The following is a 21,697-nucleotide window of genomic DNA, read 5'->3' as shown; positions in this document are numbered from 1 at the left end:
ATGACCCAGGAAACGCTTGGCCTCGAAGCCACACCCGCTCCCGCCGCTCATGGCGCGAACAGCCGCAAGGTTTTCATCAAGACCTATGGCTGTCAGATGAACGTTTATGATTCCGTGCGCATGAGCGATGCGCTGGCGAAGGATGGTTACGTTCAGACCGAGGAGATGAGCGAAGCGGATCTGGTGTTGCTCAACACCTGTCATATCCGTGAAAAGGCTGCGGAAAAGGTCTATTCCGCGCTCGGTCGCCTGCGTGACATGAAGAAGTCGCGCGAGGCGGAGGGCCGCGAATTCATGATCGGCGTTGCCGGTTGCGTGGCGCAGGCCGAAGGCGAGGAAATCCTGCGCCGTGCGCCTGCTGTCGATGTCGTCATCGGCCCGCAGACCTATCATCGACTGCCGCAGGCGCTCGCGCGCGTTCGTGGTGGGGAGCGCGTCATCGAGACCGACTATGCGGTCGAAGACAAGTTCGAACATCTGCCGGTCGCGGAGAAGGCGAAGCTTCGTGCGCGCGGTGTCACCGCATTTCTCACGGTGCAGGAAGGCTGCGACAAGTTCTGCACCTTCTGCGTGGTGCCCTACACACGCGGTTCGGAAGTTTCGCGCCCCGTTCATCAGATCGTGGATGAAGCGACAAAACTGGTCGATGCCGGCGTGCGCGAAATCACGCTGCTTGGCCAGAACGTCAATGCCTGGCGCTCCACCGGCCCGAAGGGCGAGCAGTGGGGCTTGGCCGAACTGCTTTACCGGCTGGCAGAAATTCCGGGTCTTGCGCGGCTGCGTTACACGACCAGCCACCCGCGCGACATGGATGACAGGCTGATCGAAGCTCATCGTGATCTGCGTATCCTCATGCCTTATCTGCACCTGCCGGTGCAGGCCGGATCGGATCGCATTCTGAAGGCCATGAACCGTCGCCATACGGGTGAGGAATATATTAGTCTGATCGAAAGAATTCGTGGCGCTCGCCCTGATATTGCCATGTCCGGGGATTTTATTGTTGGTTTCCCGGGTGAGACGGATCAGGATTTCGAAGATACGCTCGCCATCGTGGAACAGGTGAAATACGCACAGGCCTTTTCGTTCAAATATTCGACGCGACCGGGAACGCCCGGCGCCGATTTGACCGATCAGGTTCCGGAAGAGGTCAAGGCCGAACGGCTTGAGCGTTTGCAGGCCCTGCTGCTGAAACAGCAGCATGAATTTGCAGAATCGCTCGTCGGGAAAACCATGGATGTGTTGCTTGAAAAGCCCGGTCGCATGCCGGGACAGTTGATTGGCCGTTCTCCCTGGCTTCAATCTGTAAATCTTGATGCAAAGAACATGAAAATCGGTGACATTATTCATGTACGAATCACCGCAACCGGTCCAAACAGCTTGTTTGCCGAGGTGGCATAGAGTTAGAGTTGGGAACCGGAACTGACCTGGGACAGGGAGCCTGACCGCTTGAACGCACACGAATTGGTATCACCTTCATCGCGCCAGCCACGCTCAGCCGCGACCGACGCCAATCACTTCGTCCTCACGTTCGAGAATAACAGAATAGCGGGAGAGCTATTCGGTCAGTTCGATCAAAACCTGAAATTGCTGGAGCAGCGGCTCAACATCGATGCGCGCCCGCGCGGCAATTCGGTTGCGATTACGGGCGACGTGGTGGCCACCAATCAGGCCCGCCGTGCTCTGGATTTTCTCTATGAACGTCTTCTGAAAGGCGGCACGGTCGAACTTTCCGATGTCGAAGGCGCTATCCGCATGGCGGTTGCAGCCGACGACCAGTTGACCCTGCCGACCATGGAGCGCAAAGCCAAAGTGTCGATGGCGCAGATTTCCACCCGCAAGAAAACCATCAATGCCCGCACGCCGACACAGGATGTCTATATGCGCGCGCTGGAACAGTCGGAACTCGTCTTCGGCGTTGGCCCTGCCGGTACCGGCAAGACCTATCTGGCGGTGGCGCACGCGGCCCAGCTCCTGGAGCGGGGTGCTGTAGATCGTATCGTCCTGTCCCGCCCTGCCGTGGAAGCGGGCGAACGTCTCGGCTTCCTGCCGGGCGACATGAAGGAAAAGGTTGATCCTTACCTTCGTCCGCTTTACGACGCGCTCTACGACATGATGCCGGGCGACAAGGTGGAGCGTGCCATTCAGGCGGGCGTCATCGAAATCGCGCCGCTTGCCTTCATGCGTGGCCGCACATTGGCGAACGCTGCTGTCATTCTCGATGAGGCGCAGAACACCACGACGATGCAGATGAAGATGTTTCTGACGCGTCTGGGTGAAAACGGTCGCATGATCGTGACGGGTGACCCGAGCCAAGTGGACCTTCCGCGCGGCGTGAAATCCGGGCTGGTGGATGCTCTGCAAATTCTTGGCGATGTCGAGGGCGTGTCCGTCGTCCGCTTCAAGGATGTGGACGTCGTGCGTCATCCGATGGTGGCGCGCATCGTCAAGGCCTATGAAGCGCAGACGGCGGTGCCGGATGAGAGCCTTCTTCCGAGACAGGGCAGCTGAAGCCGAGACGATGACCGCTCTGGATATACAAATCAGTGTCGAGGCCGATAGCTGGTCCTCGGAGGAAGAACTTTTTGCCTTCAGTACGAAAGTGCTGGAGGCAGCAGTCTCTTATCTGAAGCAGGAAGAAGAGCAGCCTTTCCCGAAAATGCCCGTGGAACTGTCGCTGGTCTTCACCGATGACGCGGCAATCAAAGAAATTAATGCGGAATGGCGCAACAAGGACAAGGCGACAAATGTCCTGTCTTTTCCGGCATTTCCGCTGGAGCCGGGCGGCATGCCGGGCCCGATGCTGGGCGATATCGTCATTGCCCATGAAACTGTGGCGCGAGAAGCCCTTGATCTCGAGAAGAGTTTCGAGGATCATTTGACCCATCTTCTGGTGCATGGATTTTTGCACCTCTTCGGTTACGACCATATCGACACCGAAGATGCGGAAGAAATGGAAGCGCTTGAGACTCGCATTTTAGCAAGGCTTGGCCTATCTGATCCCTATGCGGGTCAGGACCCGATTTGATCGAACTGTTTGGAACAATGAACGAGAATTCTGCAAGACCGCCCCATGAGGGCAAAGACACCGGGGAACAATCCTCATCGGAGGAGGGCAGTAGTCCGTTACGACAGGACTACAGCGCAAAACACAAGTCGACCATATGGTCGCGGATTTCCCGGATTTTGAAGCCGCTTCAGGGCGAGCGCCTCCGCGAAGATCTGACAGACGCCCTGCTGACCGATACGGATATCGGCGCGGCGTTTACGCCCGAAGAACGGGCGATGCTCAACAACATTCTGCGTTTCCGCGAAGTCCGCGTCGAGGACATCATGATCCCGCGCGTGGATATCGATGGTCTCGAAGTGGATACGACCATCGGCGAGGCGATGATCCGCTTCGAGGAAACCGGTCGCTCCCGTATGCCGATCTATGATGAGACACTGGATAACCCCAAGGGTATGATCCATATTCGCGATCTCCTGTCCTATGTCGGCAAGCAGGCTCGCAACAAGCGCCGCAGCGGCGCGCGTGCTGCCGTCAATGGCGAGGCGAAAGTGCCGCGCGCACCGCGCGCGAATTTCGACCTTGCCCGTGTCGATCTGGAAACGACGCTCGCAGAAGCAGGCGTCATTCGTAAAATCCTCTTCGCGCCGCCGTCCATGCTGGCGTCCGATCTCTTGAAGACGATGCAGGCGCAACGCACGCAGCTGGCGCTGGTCATCGATGAATATGGTGGCACGGACGGCCTCGTCAGCCACGAAGACATCGTTGAAATGGTCGTCGGCGATATCGATGACGAGCATGACAAGGACGAGGCGATGTTCTCGCGCATCTCCTCGGATGTGCTGATTGCGGATGCCCGCGCGGAACTTACCGAACTTGCCGAAGTCATCGGTCACGATTTCGACGTGCGCGAGCATATCGAGGAAATCGACACGCTGGGCGGCCTCATCTTCTTCGCACTCGGTCGCATTCCGGCCAAGGGTGAGGTGGTGCACGCGGTGCCGGGCTTCGAATTCCACATTCTCGATGCGGATTCGCGCCGCATAAAAGGCGTTCGCATCGTGCGAGATCAGTCTTCCATCGGGCAAGACGATCAGGCCCCCGCCTCCATGACGCCGGAAGAAATGATCGCGTTGCCCGCTCCGGCAAAGAACCCGGACAACGCCACCATCTAATCGGTAAAGCTTGAGAGGATCGCATGCGTTGGCGCTTGCGATCCACCAGCCAATCGCACCACCAATCCCGGATCATACGTAGAGACACCACGGTTTTGCCCGGTGGACGTTGCATTTTTTTTGCAGTAAGTCCTCAAGGCATGTCGCGCAAATCATTCGGCGATTTCCGATGCGGGACGGTCGAGATATAGCTCTTGTCGCGAAATATCTTGTGAGCAAAAGGCGTGGTGTCGCTTGCCTGTAATGCGTTTTCGGAACGGTACCATTCAAGGAGATTGATACTGTATGGAGCGGCTCGCGGGCACGATCATGTTGAGCAGTGGTTTCAGCCGCTTTCTCATTGCGCTTGGCGCTGGTGCCATAGGCGCTTTCGCTCTACCGCCATTCGGTTTTTTTGCCACGCTTTTCGTCTCTTTTACCCTTCTCGTCTGGCTTCTGGATGGAACGACCGGAAGCCCTGAAGGTGGCGTGCTTTCCCGCGCATGGCGCGCCTTTCTGCTCGGCTGGATATTCGGTCTCGGTTACTTCGTCGCCGGGCTCTGGTGGCTGGGCAATGCGCTGCTTCTGGAGGCGGATGAATTCGCCTGGGCTCTGCCGCTCGCCATTCTTGGCCTGCCAGCCTGCCTCGCCATCTTCTATGGCTTCGCCGTCATGCTGGCCAATCTTCTCTGGTCGGACGGCTGGGGCCGGATTGCCGCGCTGGCCGCCTCTTTCGGACTTATCGAATGGCTGCGCAGCTTCTTGGCGACGGGCTTTCCCTGGAACGCGATCGGTTATGGCATCATGCCGGTTCCGCTGATGATGCAGACCTCCAATCTCATCGGCATTTTCGGCATGTCGATACTGGCGGTCTTCGTGTTTGCAAGCCCCGCGCTTCTCGGCACCCGTCGCGGTATGGTGCCCGGCCTCTCCGTCGCGCTCCTTCTCATGGCCGTCCATCTGGGTTACGGAGCCTACCGTCTCAATCAGCCTGTTCCAGACGCAGCGGATGGGCTGACCGTCAGGATCGTGCAGCCCAGCATCGACCAGTCTCGCAAGATGCTGAACGCGGATCGCGCCGAGATCTTTCAGGAACACCTTAGGCTTTCGGCCCTGCCGCCAGCCGCTGGTAAGAAGCGTCCGGATATCATCGTCTGGCCGGAGACCTCCGTTCCTTTCATTCTGACGCAGAACCCGGATGCGCTGGAGGAGATTGCCAAGACGCTGGAAGATGGACAAATTCTGCTGACCGGTGCCGTGCGCATGGAGGATGCGGGTGCGGGCCGCCCGCCTCGCTATTACAATTCCGTCTATGCAGTCGATAGCCAGGGTCAGATCATCGGCGCGACCGATAAGGTCCACCTTGTGCCCTTCGGTGAATATGTTCCCTTCGAAAATATCCTGCACCGCTTCGGCATAGAGAACATCATCGATCTGCCCGGCGGGTTTTCTCCCGCTGCCACCCGCACGCCGATCACGCTTCCGTCCGGCAGGAAGCTTTATTCCTTCATCTGCTACGAGATCATCTTCCCGCAAGAGGTGCCCGCCGATATTGCCTCAGCCCAGGCCATCGTCAACGTCACCAATGACGGCTGGTTTGGCAATACGCCCGGGCCGTATCAGCATTTTCAGCAGGCACGCATACGTGCGGTTGAAACGGGACTGCCGGTGATTCGCGCGGCCAATACCGGAGTTTCGGCCATAATTGACCCACTGGGGCAAATTGACGCAGGGCTTGACTATGGCCAAACGGGAATAATCGATTCTACTTTAAGTAGATTGGCATCTGGCGCTCTCACCAGCGATACCCGTAAAATGCACTTTTGGTTGTTCTTTATAACAATGCTGTCGGTTGGCGCGATTTCTCGGTCTGGTTTAGTCAAACGCAAGAATTGACCAAAAACCCCTAAAATTGCATAGTGCGTTGGACAGGTTGTACAACGCAAGTGATATGGGGGCATATTGCACTGATCCAACCTCGATGATTTTGCGTTTTGGGATGAACAACTCCGACAACAGGATGTCAGGAATAAAAAATGATAGAGAACAAAAAGAAACCTAACCCGATCGACATTCATGTCGGCAGCCGCATCCGCCTGCGCCGCACCATGCTTGGCATGAGCCAGGAAAAGCTGGGCGAGAGCCTCGGCATTACCTTTCAGCAGATTCAGAAGTACGAAAAGGGCACCAACCGCGTTGGCGCAAGCCGTCTTCAGAACATCTCCGGCATTCTCAACGTTCCGGTTTCCTTCTTCTTCGAAGATGCACCGGGCGAGCAGCCGAATTCCGCTTCCGGCATGGCTGAAGCATCCAGCTCCAACTACGTCGTTGATTTCCTGTCCTCTTCGGAAGGTCTTCAGCTGAACCGCGCTTTCGTCAAGATCAGCGATCCGAAGGTCCGCCGCCGTATCGTGGATCTGGTGAAGGCTCTCGCTGCCGAAGGCGACGCTGAGTAAGCTCGGCTTTACAGTCCAAGCTTGACTGAACGGCCCTTCGGGGCCGTTTTTTGTTGCGTAACCATTGGGTAGGAATTCCGATATAAAGATATATTTATGTCGTTGTGTCCTTGTTTTTTTGCGGCAAAATGACTAACACAACGCACAGACCTGTTCTTTGAGGGGAATCCCGCATGCGCGCTAACTACCTGTTCACCAGCGAATCCGTCGCTGAAGGTCATCCTGACAAGGTTTGCGACCGTATTTCCGATGAAATCGTCGATCTGATTTATCGTGAGGCCGCCAAGACCGGCGTTGATCCGTGGACTGTTCGCATCGCCTGCGAAACGCTGGCAACCACCAACCGCGTGGTCATTGCCGGTGAAGTGCGCGTTCCCGATACGCTTTTGAAGAAGGACAAGGACGGCAACGTCGTAAAAGACGCGGCTGGTCATCCGATGATCAACCCATCCAAGTTCAAGTCGGCAGCCCGCAAGGCCATCCGCGACATCGGTTACGAACAGGACGGCTTCCATTGGAAGACCGCCAAGATCGACGTTCTGCTGCATCCGCAGTCCGCAGATATCGCGCAGGGCGTGGATAACGCTGCCGACAAGCAGGGCGACGAAGGCGCGGGCGACCAGGGCATCATGTTCGGTTACGCCTGCAAGGAAACGCCGGACCTCATGCCGGCCCCGATCTATTACTCGCACCGCATTCTTCAGCTGCTCGCCAATGCCCGCAAGGGCGGTGAAGGCGAAGCGGCCAAGCTCGGCCCCGATGCCAAGAGCCAGGTCACTGTCCGTTACGTGGATGGCAAGGCGTCCGAAGCCGTCTCCATCGTTCTCTCCACGCAGCATCTGGATGCAAGCTGGGATTCCAAGAAGGTTCGCACAGTCGTCGAGCCTTACATTCGCGAAGCCCTTGGCGATCTGAAGATTGCCGATGATTGCATGTGGTACATCAACCCAACCGGCAAGTTCGTTATCGGCGGCCCGGATGGTGATGCTGGTCTCACCGGTCGCAAGATCATCGTGGACACCTATGGCGGTGCTGCACCTCACGGCGGCGGCGCATTCTCCGGCAAGGATACGACGAAGGTTGACCGTTCCGCAGCTTACGCAGCGCGTTATCTCGCAAAGAACGTCGTGGCCGCAGGCCTTGCAGACCGCTGCACCATCCAGCTGTCCTACGCAATCGGCGTCGCCCAGCCGCTGTCGGTCTATGTCGATCTGCACCAGACGGGGAAGGTCAGCGAAGACGAAGTCGAGGCCGCGATCCGCAAGGTCATGGACCTGTCGCCATCCGGCATCCGCCGTCACCTCGACCTCAACAAGCCGATCTATGCCAAGACCTCTTCCTACGGCCATTTCGGTCGCAAGGCTGGTCGCGATGGCTCCTTCTCCTGGGAGAAGGTGGATCTGGTAAAGCCGCTCAAGGAAGCGTTGAAAGCCGCTTGAGGCTTGCAAACGGGCTTTGATTGATAGATATCGTCTGAAACTTCGAAACCCGCACCGCGCCGATGAAACGGTACGGTGCGGGTTCATCTATTGTGTTTGAGAGTTGAGATGACGGAAGAGCGACGTTCACGGTCAACGGAAGCGTTCTATGGCAGGCGCAAGGGCAAGCCGCTGCGCAACCAGCAGGTAGACAGCATCGAAAACCTTCTGCCGCTGCTGAAGGTCGATCTCTCGACGCCAGCACCGACGCCGCTGGCCGCGCTGTTTCCCGCAGACGTGAAGTCCCTCCGCCTTGAAATCGGCTTCGGTGGTGGTGAGCATCTGGTTCATCGCGCGGCAGAAAATCCCTCCACCGGCTTTATCGGTGTCGAGCCCTTCGTCAATTCCATGGCCAAGCTCTTAGGCGCGGTGCGCGAACAGGAATTGATGAACATCCGTCTCTATGACGATGACGCCACGCAATTGCTGGACTGGCTGCCGGATGCCTGTCTCGATCACGTCGATCTGCTTTATCCCGACCCCTGGCCGAAGAAAAAGCACTGGAAGCGCCGCTTCGTCTCGGACGTCAATCTTGCTCGTTTCCACCGCGTGCTGAAGCCCGGCGGCAAGTTCTACTTTGCCTCGGATATCGACACCTATATCAATTGGACACTCCAGCACTGCGCCCGCCATGGCGGCTTCGAGTGGACGGCAAAAACCTCCGCCGACTGGCTGACGCCCTATGATAACTGGCCCGGCACGCGCTATGAAAACAAGGCCAAGCGCGAAGGCCGCAGCTCTGCCTATCTGACCTTCCTCAAGGTTTGAGCCTTGGCGGAGTTGCCGCGCGATGCGTTCTCAAACCTGAAGGACTGAGGGACCTGCCGCTTTGATTGCTTGCAGTACGGTATCGGGCAAACCCTCCTCCGTTACAAGCGTTGCTATCTCTGCCATAGGTATGATGGAATAGGGCGATGCGGCCCCGAGCTTGTCTCCGGTGGCAATCAGGATCGTTTCCGCAGATCGTTGTGCAATCAGCCTCTTGATCGCGGCTTCATCCCTGTTGCCCGTCGTTACCCCCGCTTCGGCATGGACGCCTGTCGCCCCCATAAAAAACATGTCCGCCCGAATGCCTGAAATGGCTTCCGCGCTTGCAGCACCCATCGTGACGATAGAGTGTTTGAAAAGACGACCGCCGATCAACTCCAACTCCACGAACGGATGACGGGCAAGCTCGACGGCGATGCTCGGGCTGTGGGTGATGATGGTCGCGTGCAGGTCCAGCGGCAAATGCCTGGCAAGCTGAAGGTTCGTGGTCCCGCCATCGAGAAAGACGATCTGTCCGGGCTTGATCAACTTTGCAGCCGCGCGCCCGAGCTTGATCTTGGCAGCAGATGCGATCTCTTCGCGCGCACTGTAATCCGCAATAGCGGGAGAAGCGGGCAGCGCGCCCCCATGAACCCTTTGCAGCAGACCGTCCTTCGCCAGTTCCCTCAGATCACGACGTATCGTGTCTTCGGAAACGCCCAATTGCTGGCTGAAGCTCTTGGCAACGAGTCGCCCTTCTTCTCTGAGGCGTTGTTGGATGAGTTCCTTGCGTTCCGATGTCAGCATCTGGCGTATCCGCTTACTTGCACGAATTTTCTTGACTCTGCACGAGATTGCACGAAATTGCCGCTATGTCCACCACAACGGAATCGACTGGGGAATTTTCATGAGCATCGCACACCGTATCAAGATCGAAGACGTCAAGGTCCTGTCAGACGACTGGTACCTGTTGAAGAAGACGACCTTTTCCTTTTTGCGAGAAGACGGCAGCTGGCAGCAGCAATCGCGCGAGACCTATGATCGCGGCAATGGCGCAACGATCCTGCTCTACGACCCCACCCGCCGTACGGTCATCCTCACCAGACAATTCCGCTACCCCGCCTTCGTCAACGGTCATGATGACCTGTTGATCGAAGCGCCCGCCGGATTGCTCGACAATGCAGAACCCGAAGCGCGTATCCGTGCCGAAACGGAAGAAGAAACCGGCTTCAAGGTCCGCCACGTCCGCCAGATCTTCGACGCCTTCATGAGCCCCGGTTCAGTGACCGAAAGACTGCATTTCTTCGTCGGCGAATATCAACCTGGAGACAGAACGTCTGAAGGCGGCGGCAATGAGGAAGAGGGTGAGGATATCGCCGTTCTGGAAATCGGGATCGATAAGGCTTTGGCAATGATTGCGTCCGGGGCCATTCGCGATGGCAAGACGATCATGCTGTTGCAATATGCGGCGTTGAATGTGTTTGGGGGGCAGTAAGAGAGCGAGGCTTGCTGCCTTTGGTCTATTGGGCTTCTCGGAAAAATATTCGAAGCAGCAGGCGTGGCTCACCCCCTCTGTCCTGCCGGACATCTCCCCCTCAAGGGGGGGAGATCAATTCGTGATTAGCGCTCGCCCGTCTCTAACGTTGCCGGTGAGGTGAGATGGTGCGTCTCGCCGATCTCCCCACCTGAGGGGGAGATGCCCGGCAGGGCAGAGGGGGGTAAGCCTCACACGCCGCCGGAACGCTGATGAATGATCAGCTCAAACCAGTCAAACCTTCGCATCCACATCCGCTGCAACCGGTATCGAAGGCTGTGCACCCTCTCGAGTGCATGCCAGCGAACCGGCCACGGCAGCCCGGCGCAGAGCCTTTTCGAAATCATGCCCGGCATCCAGACTTGCCGCCAGATAGCCGCAGAACGTATCGCCTGCACCAACCGTATCGACCGGCTCGATCTTCAGCCCTTGCGCCTTGAACACCTTGCCATTGCGAATGGCGATAACGCCTTCGGCTCCGAGTGTGACGATCAGCGTCTGGCTGGTCTCGCCATGAAGCGCTACGATTTCCTTCTCACGATCAGCAGATGACAGACCGTTCTTGCCGATGAGAAGCTCGAACTCGGTCTCATTGGCAATGACGATATCCGCGAGGCGCGAGAGGCGGGCAGCATCGGCAGTCAAAGGTGCGGTGTTGATGATCGTCGTTACCCGCTTGGCCTTTGCCGCCTTCAGCGAGGCTTCGATAGCATCTGCCGGAATTTCGAACTGGAGCATCAGCGTGTCGCCTTCGCTCATCTGCGAAACGGCGCGCGTAGCGTCCTCGGGCGAAACCGTGCCATTTGCAGCCGGGATGACCGAAATCATGTTCTCGCCACCCTCGCCGATGAGGATCACGGCTGTCCCTGTCGGCTCGGCAACCGTCTTGACCAGCGATAGATCGGCGCGCGCATCGCGCAGCAGCGTCAGCGCCGGTGCGGCGAATGTATCGTCACCAACCGCGCCCGCCATTTTCACCTCGGCTCCCGCACGGCGTGCGGCCAGCGCCTGATTGGCGCCCTTGCCGCCTGCTGCGGTGGAAAAGCTTTTGCCCGTCACCGTCTCGCCGGGCTTTGGCAGGCGTTCGGAGGTGGCGACGAGGTCCATGTTGATGGAGCCGAAAACAGTAATCATGCGAGGTCGATCCAAAGGCAAATGTTGAAACGGTAGACGCCATTGCTACCGCATTGGCACCGGAATCGGAAACCGATTTTTCGTCAACAGAAGCTACTCATCATCCACCACGCGAAGCTTGGTAGCACCGGACCGCGCATCGGCTATGCGCCGCAAATGCTCCGATTCGGAATGCGGAACTTCCTTCATGACCGGCGAAAAGTCGAGGCTACCGATCTTGCCGCCGCGCGCCAGCACTTTTTCGGAGGAGGTCAGCATCATATCGACATCCTTCTGCGCCTGCCCGAAATGGGTTTGCAGCTTGCGTGTCCGCTCATCCAGCCGCCGCACATCATCCATCAACAGCGCCACTTCGCCCTGAATGAGATGTGCCTGCTCGCGCATCCGCTGGTCCTTCAACACCGATTGAATGACCTGAACCGAGAGCATGAGGAGGGAGGGCGACACGATCACCACGCGCGCGCGATGCGCCCGCTGCACCAGATATTCGAAGTGCTGATGAATATCGGCAAAGATGGATTCCGATGGCACGAAGATGAAGGCGGTGTCCTGCGTTTCGCCGGTAATCAGATATTTTTCGGCCACATCGCGGATATGAACCTCCATATCGCGACGAAACTGTTGGGTCGCCGCGCGCTTGGCATCCGGCGATTCATCCGCCTTCAGCGCGTTCCACGCCTCCAGAGGAAACTTCGCGTCGATGACCAATGGCGGCGCATTGTTCGGCATCTTGATCGTACAATCGGGCCGGAAACCATTCGAAAGGGTCGGTTGCAGCTGGTACGCGCCGTTGGGCAGTGCATCCGCAATCAGCGCCTCCATGCGTGCCTGTCCAAAAGCGCCGCGCGTCTGCTTGTTGGAAAGGATCGCCTGAAGCCCGATTACGTCCTTTGCCAGATCCTGAATATTGCCCTGCGCCGCATCGATGACGGCCAGCCGCTCTTGCAGCTTGCTGAGGTTCTCGTGGGTGGAGCGCGTCTGTTCCGTCAGCGTCGTGCCAAGGCGTTGCGACATGCCGTCGAGGCGTTCGTTCAGCGTCTGGCTCATCTCGTTCTGGCGGGCGGAAAACGTATCGGCCATGGCAGCGATGCGGCCCTGAAGCTCCGCCTGTGTCTTCAAAAGCTCCGCCAAGTCTTCACGAGACTGGTCGGGCGCTGGCGGTTTGCGCAGCAAAAAGAAGACGATGATCAACCCAATGAAAGCCAGCACGAAAAGAACCGCGCCGACCGAAATATGGACTGTTCCGAGACTGAAAGCCGTGCTGCCGAGGGCATCGAGATCAATGTTCATGAGCCAATCTAACAGAATTCTTCTGATTCGTACAAAACAAGAACATGCTCAAGGCGAAAATGAGTCGGCTATACACTCTCAAGCGTTGAAATCGGGAGTATTTTTTCGTTTCCTCCGCCATTCAGATGGGTTATGGGAAGCCATGACCATCAAGCCTCTTATCATTTTGCCCGATCCGCTGCTGCGTCAGCAATCCAAGCCAATCGAAACGGTGGATTCGGAGATTGCCCGTCTCGCCGACGACATGCTGGAAACCATGTATGATGCGCCGGGCATCGGCCTTGCCGCCATTCAAGTCGGCATTCCGCGCCGCATGCTGGTGATCGACCTTTCGCGCGAGGACGAGGAAAAGAAGCCGATCGTTTTCATCAATCCGGAAATCCTGAAGGTTTCGGACGATGTCTCGACCTATGAGGAAGGCTGTCTTTCGATCCCGGATTACTATGCCGAGGTCGAGCGCCCGGCATCGCTGACGGTGGGCTATATCGACCGCGACGGCAAACAGCAGACCGTCGAGGCCGATGGCCTTCTGGCAACCTGCCTTCAGCACGAGATCGACCATCTGAACGGCGTGCTGTTCATCGACCATATTTCGCGCCTGAAGCGGGACATGGTCATCAAGAAATTCACCAAGGCAGCCCGCGCCAATATCTGATCCGGCTGGCCGCAAGGCTCGCCCGTTCGGCATGGTTGAGGGCAGGGGGCGGATATGGCTCTTCGTATCATTTTCATGGGAACGCCGGAATTTTCCGTGCCCACCCTGCGCGCGCTTGCCGAAGCGGGCCATGAGATTGCGGCGGTCTATACCCAGCCGCCACGCCCGGGCGGTCGCCGCGGGCTGGACCTGCAAAAATCCCCCGTGCATCAGGCGGCGGAGCTTCTCGGCTTTCCGGTTCTAACGCCTCTGAACTTCAAGACGGACGAAGACCGTCAGCAATTTGCCGCCTTCACTGCGGATGTCGCAGTGGTCGTGGCCTATGGCCTTCTGTTGCCGGAAGCGATTTTGAATGGCACGCGGCTTGGCTGCTATAATGGCCACGCCTCGCTGCTACCGCGCTGGCGCGGTGCCGCTCCCATCCAGCGCGCCATCATGGCGGGCGATGCCGAAACGGGCATGATGGTGATGAAGATGGAGAAGGGTCTGGATACTGGCCCCGTCGCTCTGACCGCCCGTGTCGCCATCGGCGAAAACATGACGGCTGGCGAACTGCATGACAGCCTGATGCTGGCCGGTGCGAGGCTGATGCGAGAGGCCATGCAGAAGCTGGAAGGCGATGAGCTGCCGCTGACGGTTCAGGCCGAGGAAGGCGTGCTCTATGCCGCCAAGATCGACAAGGGCGAAACGCGCATCGATTTTTCCAGAGCCTCGCAGGATGTGCACAATCACATTCGCGGCCTGTCTCCCTTTCCGGGCGCATGGTTCGAAATGGAGATCAACGGCAAGCCGGAACGCGTGAAGGTTCTGGCCAGCGAACTGGCGGAAGGCATGGGTGAGGCGGGTGCCGCACTCGACGACCACCTGACCATTGCCTGCGGCAGTGGTGCAGTACGCCTCGTAAAGCTGCAAAAAGCGGGCGGCAAGCCCATGCTGGCTGCGGATTTTCTGCGTGGAACTCCGGTGTCTGCCGGAACGAGGCTTGGCTGATGCCACGCTTCCGCATGACCGTCGAATATGATGGCACGCCCTATTTCGGCTGGCAGCGGCAGGCCGTCGGCCCCTCGGTGCAGGGGGCTTTGGAAGCCGCCATTCTCTCATTGACGACGGAAACCGTCAGCATTCGCGGCGCGGGCCGCACAGATTCCGGCGTCCATGCCAGAGGGCAGGTCGTGCATGTCGATCTTTCGCGGGACTGGCAGCCCTATAAGCTGCGCAACGCGCTGAACGCCCATCTTGCTATGGCCAATGAGGCCGTGTCGGTTCTGGATGTGGAGGCGGTGACCGAGGATTTCGACGCCCGCTTTTCCGCCATCCGCCGCCATTATCTCTATCGCATCATCTCCCGCAGATCACGGCTGGCGCTGGAGCATAAGCGCGCGTGGTGGGTGGCGAAGGATCTGGATCACGAGGCGATGCATGCTGCCGCACAGACGCTGGTCGGCAGGCATGATTTCACGACGTTTCGCTCGGTTCACTGTCAGGCCAACAGCCCGGTCAGAACACTCGACCGGCTGGATGTGACGCGAAATGGCGATCTGATCGAAATCCGCGCCACTGCGCAGAGCTTCTTGCACAATCAGATACGCTCCTTTGCCGGCACGTTGAAAATGGCAGGCGAGGGGGCAATGACGACCGATGACGTGCGCGCCGCACTCGAAGCGCGGGACCGTAAAGCTTGTGGCCCGGTCGCGCCCCCGGAAGGGCTCTATTTCATGCAGGTGGATTACCCGGATGTAATCCCGCCACGAACGCCAAGAACGGAGCGCCAGAATGACGGTGACGATCTATCATAACCCCGCTTGCGGCACCTCCCGCAACACGCTGGCCATGATCCGCCAATCCGGCGAAGAACCCACCGTCATCGAATATCTGAAAACGCCGCCATCGAGGCAGGAGGTTGCGGCGCTGGCGGAAAAGATCGGCGTGCCGCTGCGCGCCCTGTTGCGCGAGAAGGGCACGCCCTATGCGGAGCTCGGTCTTGCCGATGAAAGCCTCAGCGACGAAGCGCTGCTCGATGCCATCGAAGCCCACCCCATCCTGCTCAACCGCCCGATTGTGATGACGGAAAAAGGCGCACGCCTTTGCCGCCCGTCCGAAGTCGTGCTGGAAATTCTGCCCGTGGGCAGCGTTGATGGTTTCACCAAGGAAGATGGCGAAGTCGTTACGCCACGCTGATTAGTTCGGCGACACGCCTAAGAAACGCTGCAACATTTCCTGCATGATTATGCCTGGCACGAGCAGGGTCATAATAAGCGCGGTCACAAGCAATGGCTGATCGCGCACGAAGAACTTCAGGATTCGCGAGAAGCTGAAGATCAGCGACAGCAGTAGGATGAGCCACAGGATCGAGACGAGCCCTTGCAGCGCAGGCAGAAGCAGCGCGATCAGGATCAGTACCCCATAAGCGTAGGAATAGGGTACCGACAGCCAGTTGGCGACGACGACAATCGCTGGAAACTTCTCCCGCATACCAAAGAATGCCAGCAGCAACCCGATCATGACCAAAGGCACAATCCAGCAAATGGCCTCCACCAGCGCCTGTCGAAAAAAGAAGATACCACCCGTGCCGACACCCTCCGGCAACGTAGCGAGATAGGTCTCGTGCCACCAGTACCAGGAAAGCACCATGGGCGGCAGGCACCAGAGAGCGGCATAGAAAGAGCGAAGCATTCCGCGTTCGCTGATATCCAGCAGTTGCACACCTTCAGCCTTGCCGAGAAACAGCAGCCAAAGACCTTTGACGTACAGCTTAACTTCATGTCTTGACGGCATTGAATTCTCGCTTGTTGTTAGTGCCGTCACTCATATGAACTCGGTATCCCAAAGGCGGCTTGCAGTCCCGTCAATAGCAGATACTGGGCAGATCCGTTGACGCCAAGGAAAAACGCGACTTTCCAATTCGGCGCTCCGCTTGCTGTCTTGAGAACTGCCCAACACCATGCCAGGAGAACGATTGCGCCGACTGCCAGAATGACAAGACCTGTGATCAGACCGAACTCGCTTCCATCATCGACTGAATGGGCCAGGTAGACAAGCGGCGCGACCACATAGTTTCCGGGAACAAGTATCCAGTTGTTGAGGATGACCCAACTACTTGTTGAGGCTGGCAATCGTAACAGGGGAACGCAAAGAGCGATGACAATCGGCAGGAGCCCCAGCGCAAGCATTTCAATCGTAACAGCTTTTACGTAGTATTCGTCATCGAGCAGGCTAACATCGGATGTTTCAGCAAGATATTGTTGCCGCTCAAGAATGAGATACGCCAGAAGCGCTGGCAGAGACAACGGTATTGCCAAGAACGACCTGATGACGTCCGCCCTTGATGTGCCGAACAAGGATAGAGCCGCGCGATTGCCTTGCCCGAGTAGCCAGAGACCTTTCAGGCTACGCGCGATCTCGCTACGCGGCGGCATGGCCGAACCATTTTTCGATGAAGGTTTCGTAGATTTTCGTCAGCGTTTCCAGATCGGCAACGGCCACGCGTTCATCCACCATATGCATGGTCTGGCCGACGAGGCCGAATTCCACCACGGGGCAGTAATCCTTGATGAAGCGGGCGTCGGAAGTGCCGCCGGTCGTCGAAAGCTTCGGTTCCTTGCCGGTAACGTCTGCGACAGCGCCCGAAAGCGAGGAGATCAGCGCATTGTTGCGGGTGAGAAAAACATGGCTCGGGCGGTCTGCCCAGACGAGGTCGTATTTGACAGGTGTGCGATCCGGGCGAAGCGGGCCGTGGGCTGCGGCCTCATCCAGACGGCGGATGATCTCGGCGCGTAGCGTTTCGACAGTCCACGTATCGTTGAAGCGGATGTTGAAGGCAGCGCCTGCCTTGGCCGGGATGACGTTCGTTGCGGCATTGCCCGTATCGATGGTCGTGACTTCCAGATTTGACGGCTGGAAGTTTTCGGTGCCGTTATCGAAAGGCGGGTCCATCAGTGCCTGCGTCAATTGCAGCATGCCACGAACGGGATTATCCGCCAGATGCGGATAGGCCGCGTGGCCCTGAACGCCGTGAACCATGATGCGACCGGAGAGCGAGCCGCGACGGCCGATCTTGATCATGTCACCCAGCTGGTCGGGGTTTGTCGGTTCGCCCACGACGCAGGCATCCCAGGTCTCACCCTTCGCGGCGGCCCATTCCAGCAGCTTGGAGGTGCCGTTGATAGAGGGGCCTTCCTCGTCGCCGGTGATGAGGAAGGACACGGAGCCCGCAGGCTTGCCGTGCTTTTCGATGTGGCGGGCAATGGCTGCAACGAAGCAGGCGATGCCGCCCTTCATGTCCACCGCACCGCGACCGAACATCTCGCCGCCCGAAATCTCGGCAGCAAAAGGCGGATGGCTCCACGCAGCTTCGTCGCCAACCGGCACCACATCCGTATGGCCCGCAAACATCAGATGCGGACCATCGGTGCCAAGCCGGGCGTAGAGGTTCTCCACGTCCGGCGTCCCGTCCTCCGTCGCCGTCACGCGATCCACTGCGAAGCCGAGCGGCGAAAGCAGCGTATCGAGCAATGTCAATGCACCGCCCTCAGCTGGCGTCACCGATGGGCAACGAATGAGAGCGGCAAGATTGGCGACGGGATCGGTGGCGTTCATGATCAGTCTCTTCTCCAGAGCGCCGTGCGCCCTTTAGGATGCACAAAGGACGCTCGAACTCTTTGAATCTGCGCATCGTGCTTTACAAAAATCGATTCCGATTTCTGCGCCGATGCGCTAGTCGCGAAGCAGCTCGTTGATGCCGGTCTTGGAGCGGGTCTTCTCGTCCACCGTCTTGACGATGACCGCGCAATAGAGGCTCGGGCCCATTTCACCATTCGGGAAAGGCTTGCCGGGCATGGCGCCTGCAACGACGACGGAGTAGGGCGGCACTTCGCCGTAGGAGATTTCGCCGGTGGCGCGGTTCACGATCTTGGTGGACTTGCCGATATAGACGCCCATGCCGAGCACGGAGCCTTCACGGATGATACAGCCTTCCACCACTTCGGAGCGCGCGCCGATAAAGCAATTGTCTTCGATGATGGTCGGGCCAGCCTGAAGCGGCTCCAGCACGCCGCCAATGCCGACGCCGCCGGAGAGGTGGACGTGCTTGCCGATCTGCGCGCAGGAGCCGACGGTTGCCCATGTGTCGACCATCGTGCCTTCATCGACATAGGCGCCGAGATTGACGAAGGACGGCATCAGCACGACGTTCTTGGCGACATAAGCGGAGCGACGCACCACCGCATTCGGCACGGCACGGAAGCCTGCGGCGCGGAACTGGTTTTCACCCCAGTTCTCGAACTTGGAGGGCACCTTGTCCCACCATGTGGATTCGCCCGGGCCACCGGTCACGATTTCCATGTCGTTCAGACGGAAGGAGAGAAGCACGGCTTTCTTCAGCCACTGGTTCACCTTCCAGTTTCCGTCCGCTTCCCGCTCGGCCACGCGGGCTTCGCCAGCGTCCAGAAGGTTCAGAGAGGTCTCGACGGCATCGCGAATTTCTCCCTTGGTGGAAACATTCACGCTATCGCGGTTTTCGAATGCGGCTTCGATGATTTTTTCGAGGGAGCTAAGATCCGAGCTGCTCATGAGAATTCCTTAAACTTCGCTGACTATCGTCATTTCAGGGAAACATCCGCACCGCTGGCCGGACACGGTCAATTGCTCTAAGCGAGTGTTTCAAGGGCGTCAATGCGATTTGGACGATTTGGCGCGGGCACAGGAAAGGCATGGAAATGGCGAAACTGAAAAACGGCAAGCTGCGGCGCAAGGATGGGGTGTGGGACCCGCTGAAGAGCAGTTCGGATGACAAGCAGCATGCCGAAGGCGTGCCGAAAACGCCGCAGACGGACTCTCCGTCCTATCGTCTTGCCTATACCGACACCGATTTCCTCTGCCGCGAGGAATTGCGCCCCATCCGCCTTCAACTGGAGCTTTTGAAGACGGAGATGGTGCTGTCCGAACGCGGCATCAAATCCACGGTCGTCATGTTCGGCGGCGCGCGCATTCCCGAACCGGGTGCAGCAGCCTGGGCGGCGCGCAACGAAACGCAGAAGAAGAATCTCGAAGCAGCTTCCGTCTATTACGACGAGGCCCGCAAATTCGCGATGCTCTGCGCGGGCGAAGCGGAAAAGCACGATCACCGCGAATATGTGGTCGTCACTGGCGGTGGTCCGGGCGTGATGGAGGCGGGCAATCGCGGCGCGTCGGAGGTCAACGCGCCTTCCATTGGCCTAAACATCCTGCTGCCGCACGAGCAGGCACCGAACCCATACGTTACGCCGGAGCTAAGCTTCAACTTCCACTATTTCGCCATCCGCAAGATGCATTTCCTGATGCGCGCCAAGGCCGTCGTCATCTTCCCCGGCGGTTTCGGCACGATGGATGAGCTGTTCGAAACGCTGACGCTGATCCAAACCAAGCGCATGGCGCCTATCCCGCTCATCCTTTTCGGCGAAGCTTTCTGGCACTCCATCATCAACTTCAAGGCTCTGGCCGATTTCGGCACCATTGCGCCCGAGGATATGGACCTGCTGCATTTCGCAGAAACCGCCGAGGATGCCTGGAAGATCGTTGCGGATTTTTATGAGCATTGAGTTGTGTGTGGGGAGGCGTTTTCCTCCCCCTCGTCATCCTCGGGCTTGACCCACTACTGTCCGGTTTAAAGGTGCGGATGCGAGGCAAGGCTTTGAAAGCCTTGCAGTTCCATCCTTCAAATCTTATTGGGACACGCTTTGCCGTTCGCTGCAGGATGGCGACGGTGCAACCCCACTTCCGTCATGCCGGGCTTGACCCGGTATCCAGTCAGACCAAGTCCTTGGTCTGAAAGACTCTTTCGCCGCGCAGACGCGCGTCTGCTGGACCCCGCATCAAGTGCGGGGTGACGGGTGGGGGAGCTGTTCTAGTTTCAAATTACCCACTCAGTTTAAAACCGGACAGCAGTAGGCTTGACCCGAGGATCCAACGAACCCCAACGGCAGCGTGATTAGATCCTCGGGTCAAGTGTAAAGACCGGACACATCCCTGACAGATGTTCGGAGACATCCCTGACAGTGCGGCCTAGCTTTCAAGGTTGATTTTTGCGACCTGGGTTGCGCCGAAGAAGACGCCGTAGAGGCCTGTGCGGTTGAGGGATCGGATGGCCAGGCGTTCGTTTCTGAAGGCGTTCGGCACCCGCCAGGTCTTGCCCTTGAAGCTGACATAGCCCTTGGTCGAACTGACGCAGCGAACGATCTCGCTTCTGTCGTAGATGGGCTCTGGAAGCTGGTTGGGAAATGCACGTGAGGAAGGCCGATAGCGGCTTGCGGGCACGGCCATGCCGAGCGCTTCGTGCGGGCGATGGTGATTGTAGATACGGCGCCAGCGGTCGAACGCTTTTTGGGCGTGGGCCTGATCCAAGAGCGTTGTGAAGTCCGTCACTTCCGCCTTGAGACTACGATGAAACCGTTCGTTCTTGCCACGACCCTGCGGATGATAAGGCCGGGAATGGATCAATTCGATGCCAAGCTTCAACAGCCAGACCCGCAGCCGCGTCCATTGATTGGGCACGCCCGCACCCCATGGATTGCCATTGTCGCAGTAAATGGCCATCGGCATGCCATAGCGACGAAAGATCGCCTCCAGCCTGGCCCGAACGGTCTCCAGCTGCTCGTTGGGGCAGGCTTCGATGGCAATGGCGAAGCGGGAGTGGTCATCGATGATGGTTAGGGGATAGCACCAGTTGCCACAGGCCATCTGGATGCGCCCTTTGAAGTCCATTTGCCAGAGGAGGTTGGGCGCCTCGCGCTCGAAGCGACCGTTTGCCATGCGCTCACTCGGTCGCGCCCCGATCCTGCCATGGCGGGAAAGAACGGCATGCACGGTGGAGACGCAAGGCGGCTCCATACCAAGGTCGCGCATTCGCCTTGCGATCTTGCGGGCACCCCAGGCCGGGTGCTCGTCACGAATATCGACGACACTGCGCTCCAGATCATCGGGGGTTCGAAAAGGGCTTGAATGCGGACGACGGGAGCGATCCTGCACGGTCTCTCCCGCCTTTGCCCGCCGCAGCCAAAGATACCCCGTCTGCCGACTGATGCCGAAACGCTTGGACAAAGCCGAAACATTGGCCCCCTCCAACGACGCAAGCATCACAAATTCGCTTCGCTGATCCACGACAGACACCTCCCGCCAAGCCATCCCGACCTCCTTTGCCACAGAGCAAAACTGTCAGGGATGTCTCCGAACATCTGTCAACTATGTCTCAAGGCTGTACATCAAGCCCGAG

General features: G+C 58.3%; 21 protein-coding genes and 1 pseudogene. 14 read left to right on the top strand and 8 right to left on the bottom strand.

Going from position 1 to position 21,697, the window contains the following annotated elements:
• From miaB to trmB, 8 genes are all read left to right on the top strand, one after another.
• Positions 1-1,398 (top strand): tRNA (N6-isopentenyl adenosine(37)-C2)-methylthiotransferase MiaB, encoded by a 1,398-nt coding sequence (gene miaB / locus CFBP5473_RS14175; protein WP_027674446.1) that lies wholly within the window; start codon positions 1-3, stop codon positions 1,396-1,398.
• A gap of 48 nt (positions 1,399-1,446) precedes the next feature.
• Positions 1,447-2,508: a PhoH family protein gene (locus CFBP5473_RS14170; protein ID WP_027674445.1), complete on the top strand. Its 1,062-nt coding sequence runs from the start codon at positions 1,447-1,449 to the stop codon at positions 2,506-2,508.
• Between the two features lie 10 nt (positions 2,509-2,518).
• Entirely contained in the window at positions 2,519-3,025 is a 507-nt protein-coding gene (ybeY, locus tag CFBP5473_RS14165; protein ID WP_027674444.1) for an rRNA maturation RNase YbeY, read from the top strand.
• Positions 3,026-3,042: 17 nt separating this feature from the next.
• Complete coding sequence (locus CFBP5473_RS14160) at positions 3,043-4,179, top strand: hemolysin family protein (protein ID WP_027674443.1); 1,137 nt, start codon at positions 3,043-3,045, stop codon at positions 4,177-4,179.
• A gap of 285 nt (positions 4,180-4,464) precedes the next feature.
• Entirely contained in the window at positions 4,465-6,054 is a 1,590-nt protein-coding gene (gene lnt, locus CFBP5473_RS14155; protein WP_027674442.1) for an apolipoprotein N-acyltransferase, read from the top strand.
• Positions 6,055-6,194: 140 nt separating this feature from the next.
• Complete coding sequence (locus CFBP5473_RS14150) at positions 6,195-6,614, top strand: helix-turn-helix domain-containing protein (RefSeq protein WP_027674441.1); 420 nt, start codon at positions 6,195-6,197, stop codon at positions 6,612-6,614.
• Positions 6,615-6,787: 173 nt separating this feature from the next.
• On the top strand, positions 6,788-8,053 hold the full coding sequence (metK, locus tag CFBP5473_RS14145) for a methionine adenosyltransferase (protein ID WP_027674440.1): 1,266 nt from the start codon (positions 6,788-6,790) through the stop codon (positions 8,051-8,053).
• 108 nt (positions 8,054-8,161) lie between these two features.
• Entirely contained in the window at positions 8,162-8,860 is a 699-nt protein-coding gene (gene trmB / locus CFBP5473_RS14140; protein WP_027674439.1) for a tRNA (guanosine(46)-N7)-methyltransferase TrmB, read from the top strand.
• Positions 8,861-8,890: 30 nt separating this feature from the next.
• Here the strand turns inward: trmB and CFBP5473_RS14135 are convergent, their stop codons facing one another.
• Positions 8,891-9,646 carry a DeoR/GlpR family DNA-binding transcription regulator gene (locus tag CFBP5473_RS14135; protein WP_027674438.1) on the bottom strand — a complete coding sequence of 252 codons (756 nt, stop codon included), beginning with the start codon at positions 9,644-9,646 and terminating at the stop codon, positions 8,891-8,893.
• 100 nt (positions 9,647-9,746) lie between these two features.
• Here CFBP5473_RS14135 and CFBP5473_RS14130 point away from each other — a divergent pair, with 100 nt between their 5' ends.
• Positions 9,747-10,334, top strand: coding sequence for an NUDIX domain-containing protein (locus tag CFBP5473_RS14130; protein ID WP_027674437.1), 588 nt, complete (start codon positions 9,747-9,749; stop codon positions 10,332-10,334).
• Positions 10,335-10,607: 273 nt separating this feature from the next.
• Here the strand turns inward: CFBP5473_RS14130 and CFBP5473_RS14120 are convergent, their stop codons facing one another.
• Both CFBP5473_RS14120 and CFBP5473_RS14115 read right to left on the bottom strand, forming a co-directional pair.
• Positions 10,608-11,507 (bottom strand): ribokinase, encoded by a 900-nt coding sequence (locus tag CFBP5473_RS14120; protein WP_027674436.1) that lies wholly within the window; start codon positions 11,505-11,507, stop codon positions 10,608-10,610.
• Between the two features lie 93 nt (positions 11,508-11,600).
• Positions 11,601-12,797 (bottom strand): DNA recombination protein RmuC, encoded by a 1,197-nt coding sequence (locus CFBP5473_RS14115; RefSeq protein ID WP_027674435.1) that lies wholly within the window; start codon positions 12,795-12,797, stop codon positions 11,601-11,603.
• Positions 12,798-12,939: 142 nt separating this feature from the next.
• Between CFBP5473_RS14115 and def the strand changes: the two genes are divergently transcribed.
• Genes def through arsC form a run of 4 tightly spaced genes read left to right on the top strand, consistent with a single transcriptional unit; the run spans position 12,940 to position 15,630 of the window.
• A complete protein-coding gene (def, locus tag CFBP5473_RS14110) occupies positions 12,940-13,452 on the top strand; it encodes a peptide deformylase (protein WP_027674434.1) in 513 nt (170 codons plus the stop codon).
• 54 nt (positions 13,453-13,506) lie between these two features.
• Positions 13,507-14,442 (top strand): methionyl-tRNA formyltransferase, encoded by a 936-nt coding sequence (gene fmt, locus CFBP5473_RS14105; protein WP_027674433.1) that lies wholly within the window; start codon positions 13,507-13,509, stop codon positions 14,440-14,442.
• Positions 14,442-15,248, top strand: coding sequence for a tRNA pseudouridine(38-40) synthase TruA (gene truA, locus CFBP5473_RS14100; RefSeq protein ID WP_027674432.1), 807 nt, complete (start codon positions 14,442-14,444; stop codon positions 15,246-15,248). The genes fmt and truA overlap by 1 nt, the downstream gene beginning before the upstream one ends.
• Positions 15,226-15,630 carry an arsenate reductase (glutaredoxin) gene (arsC, locus tag CFBP5473_RS14095; protein WP_027674431.1) on the top strand — a complete coding sequence of 135 codons (405 nt, stop codon included), beginning with the start codon at positions 15,226-15,228 and terminating at the stop codon, positions 15,628-15,630. Before truA ends, arsC begins: the two co-directional genes overlap by 23 nt.
• Here the strand turns inward: arsC and CFBP5473_RS14090 are convergent, their stop codons facing one another.
• The 4 genes from CFBP5473_RS14090 to dapD form a co-directional block, all read right to left on the bottom strand.
• Complete coding sequence (locus tag CFBP5473_RS14090; RefSeq protein ID WP_027674430.1) at positions 15,631-16,227, bottom strand: hypothetical protein; 597 nt, start codon at positions 16,225-16,227, stop codon at positions 15,631-15,633.
• A 26-nt stretch (positions 16,228-16,253) separates the two neighbouring features.
• The gene (locus CFBP5473_RS14085; RefSeq protein ID WP_136954371.1) at positions 16,254-16,739 is read right to left on the bottom strand and encodes a hypothetical protein; all 486 of its coding nucleotides are present in this window, start codon (positions 16,737-16,739) and stop codon (positions 16,254-16,256) included.
• Between the two features lie 115 nt (positions 16,740-16,854).
• Positions 16,855-18,048: a succinyl-diaminopimelate desuccinylase gene (dapE, locus tag CFBP5473_RS14080; protein WP_027674428.1), complete on the bottom strand. Its 1,194-nt coding sequence runs from the start codon at positions 18,046-18,048 to the stop codon at positions 16,855-16,857.
• Between the two features lie 117 nt (positions 18,049-18,165).
• Positions 18,166-19,020: a 2,3,4,5-tetrahydropyridine-2,6-dicarboxylate N-succinyltransferase gene (dapD, locus tag CFBP5473_RS14075; protein WP_027674427.1), complete on the bottom strand. Its 855-nt coding sequence runs from the start codon at positions 19,018-19,020 to the stop codon at positions 18,166-18,168.
• A gap of 146 nt (positions 19,021-19,166) precedes the next feature.
• On the opposite strand from dapD, the gene CFBP5473_RS14070 reads away from it, so the two are divergent.
• Complete coding sequence (locus CFBP5473_RS14070; protein WP_037170824.1) at positions 19,167-20,027, top strand: LOG family protein; 861 nt, start codon at positions 19,167-19,169, stop codon at positions 20,025-20,027.
• 389 nt (positions 20,028-20,416) lie between these two features.
• On the opposite strand, the pseudogene CFBP5473_RS14060 reads toward CFBP5473_RS14070, so the two are convergent.
• Positions 20,417-21,609, bottom strand: a pseudogene (locus CFBP5473_RS14060) (IS481 family transposase).
• Positions 21,610-21,697: the final 88 nt, after the last annotated feature.

Origin of the sequence: Agrobacterium larrymoorei (assembly GCF_005145045.1) — a bacterium.
Classification (GTDB): Bacteria; Pseudomonadota; Alphaproteobacteria; order Rhizobiales; family Rhizobiaceae; genus Agrobacterium; species Agrobacterium larrymoorei.
The sequence above is the reverse complement of the archived record's forward strand: the minus strand, read 5'-3'. Positions and strand labels throughout refer to the sequence as shown.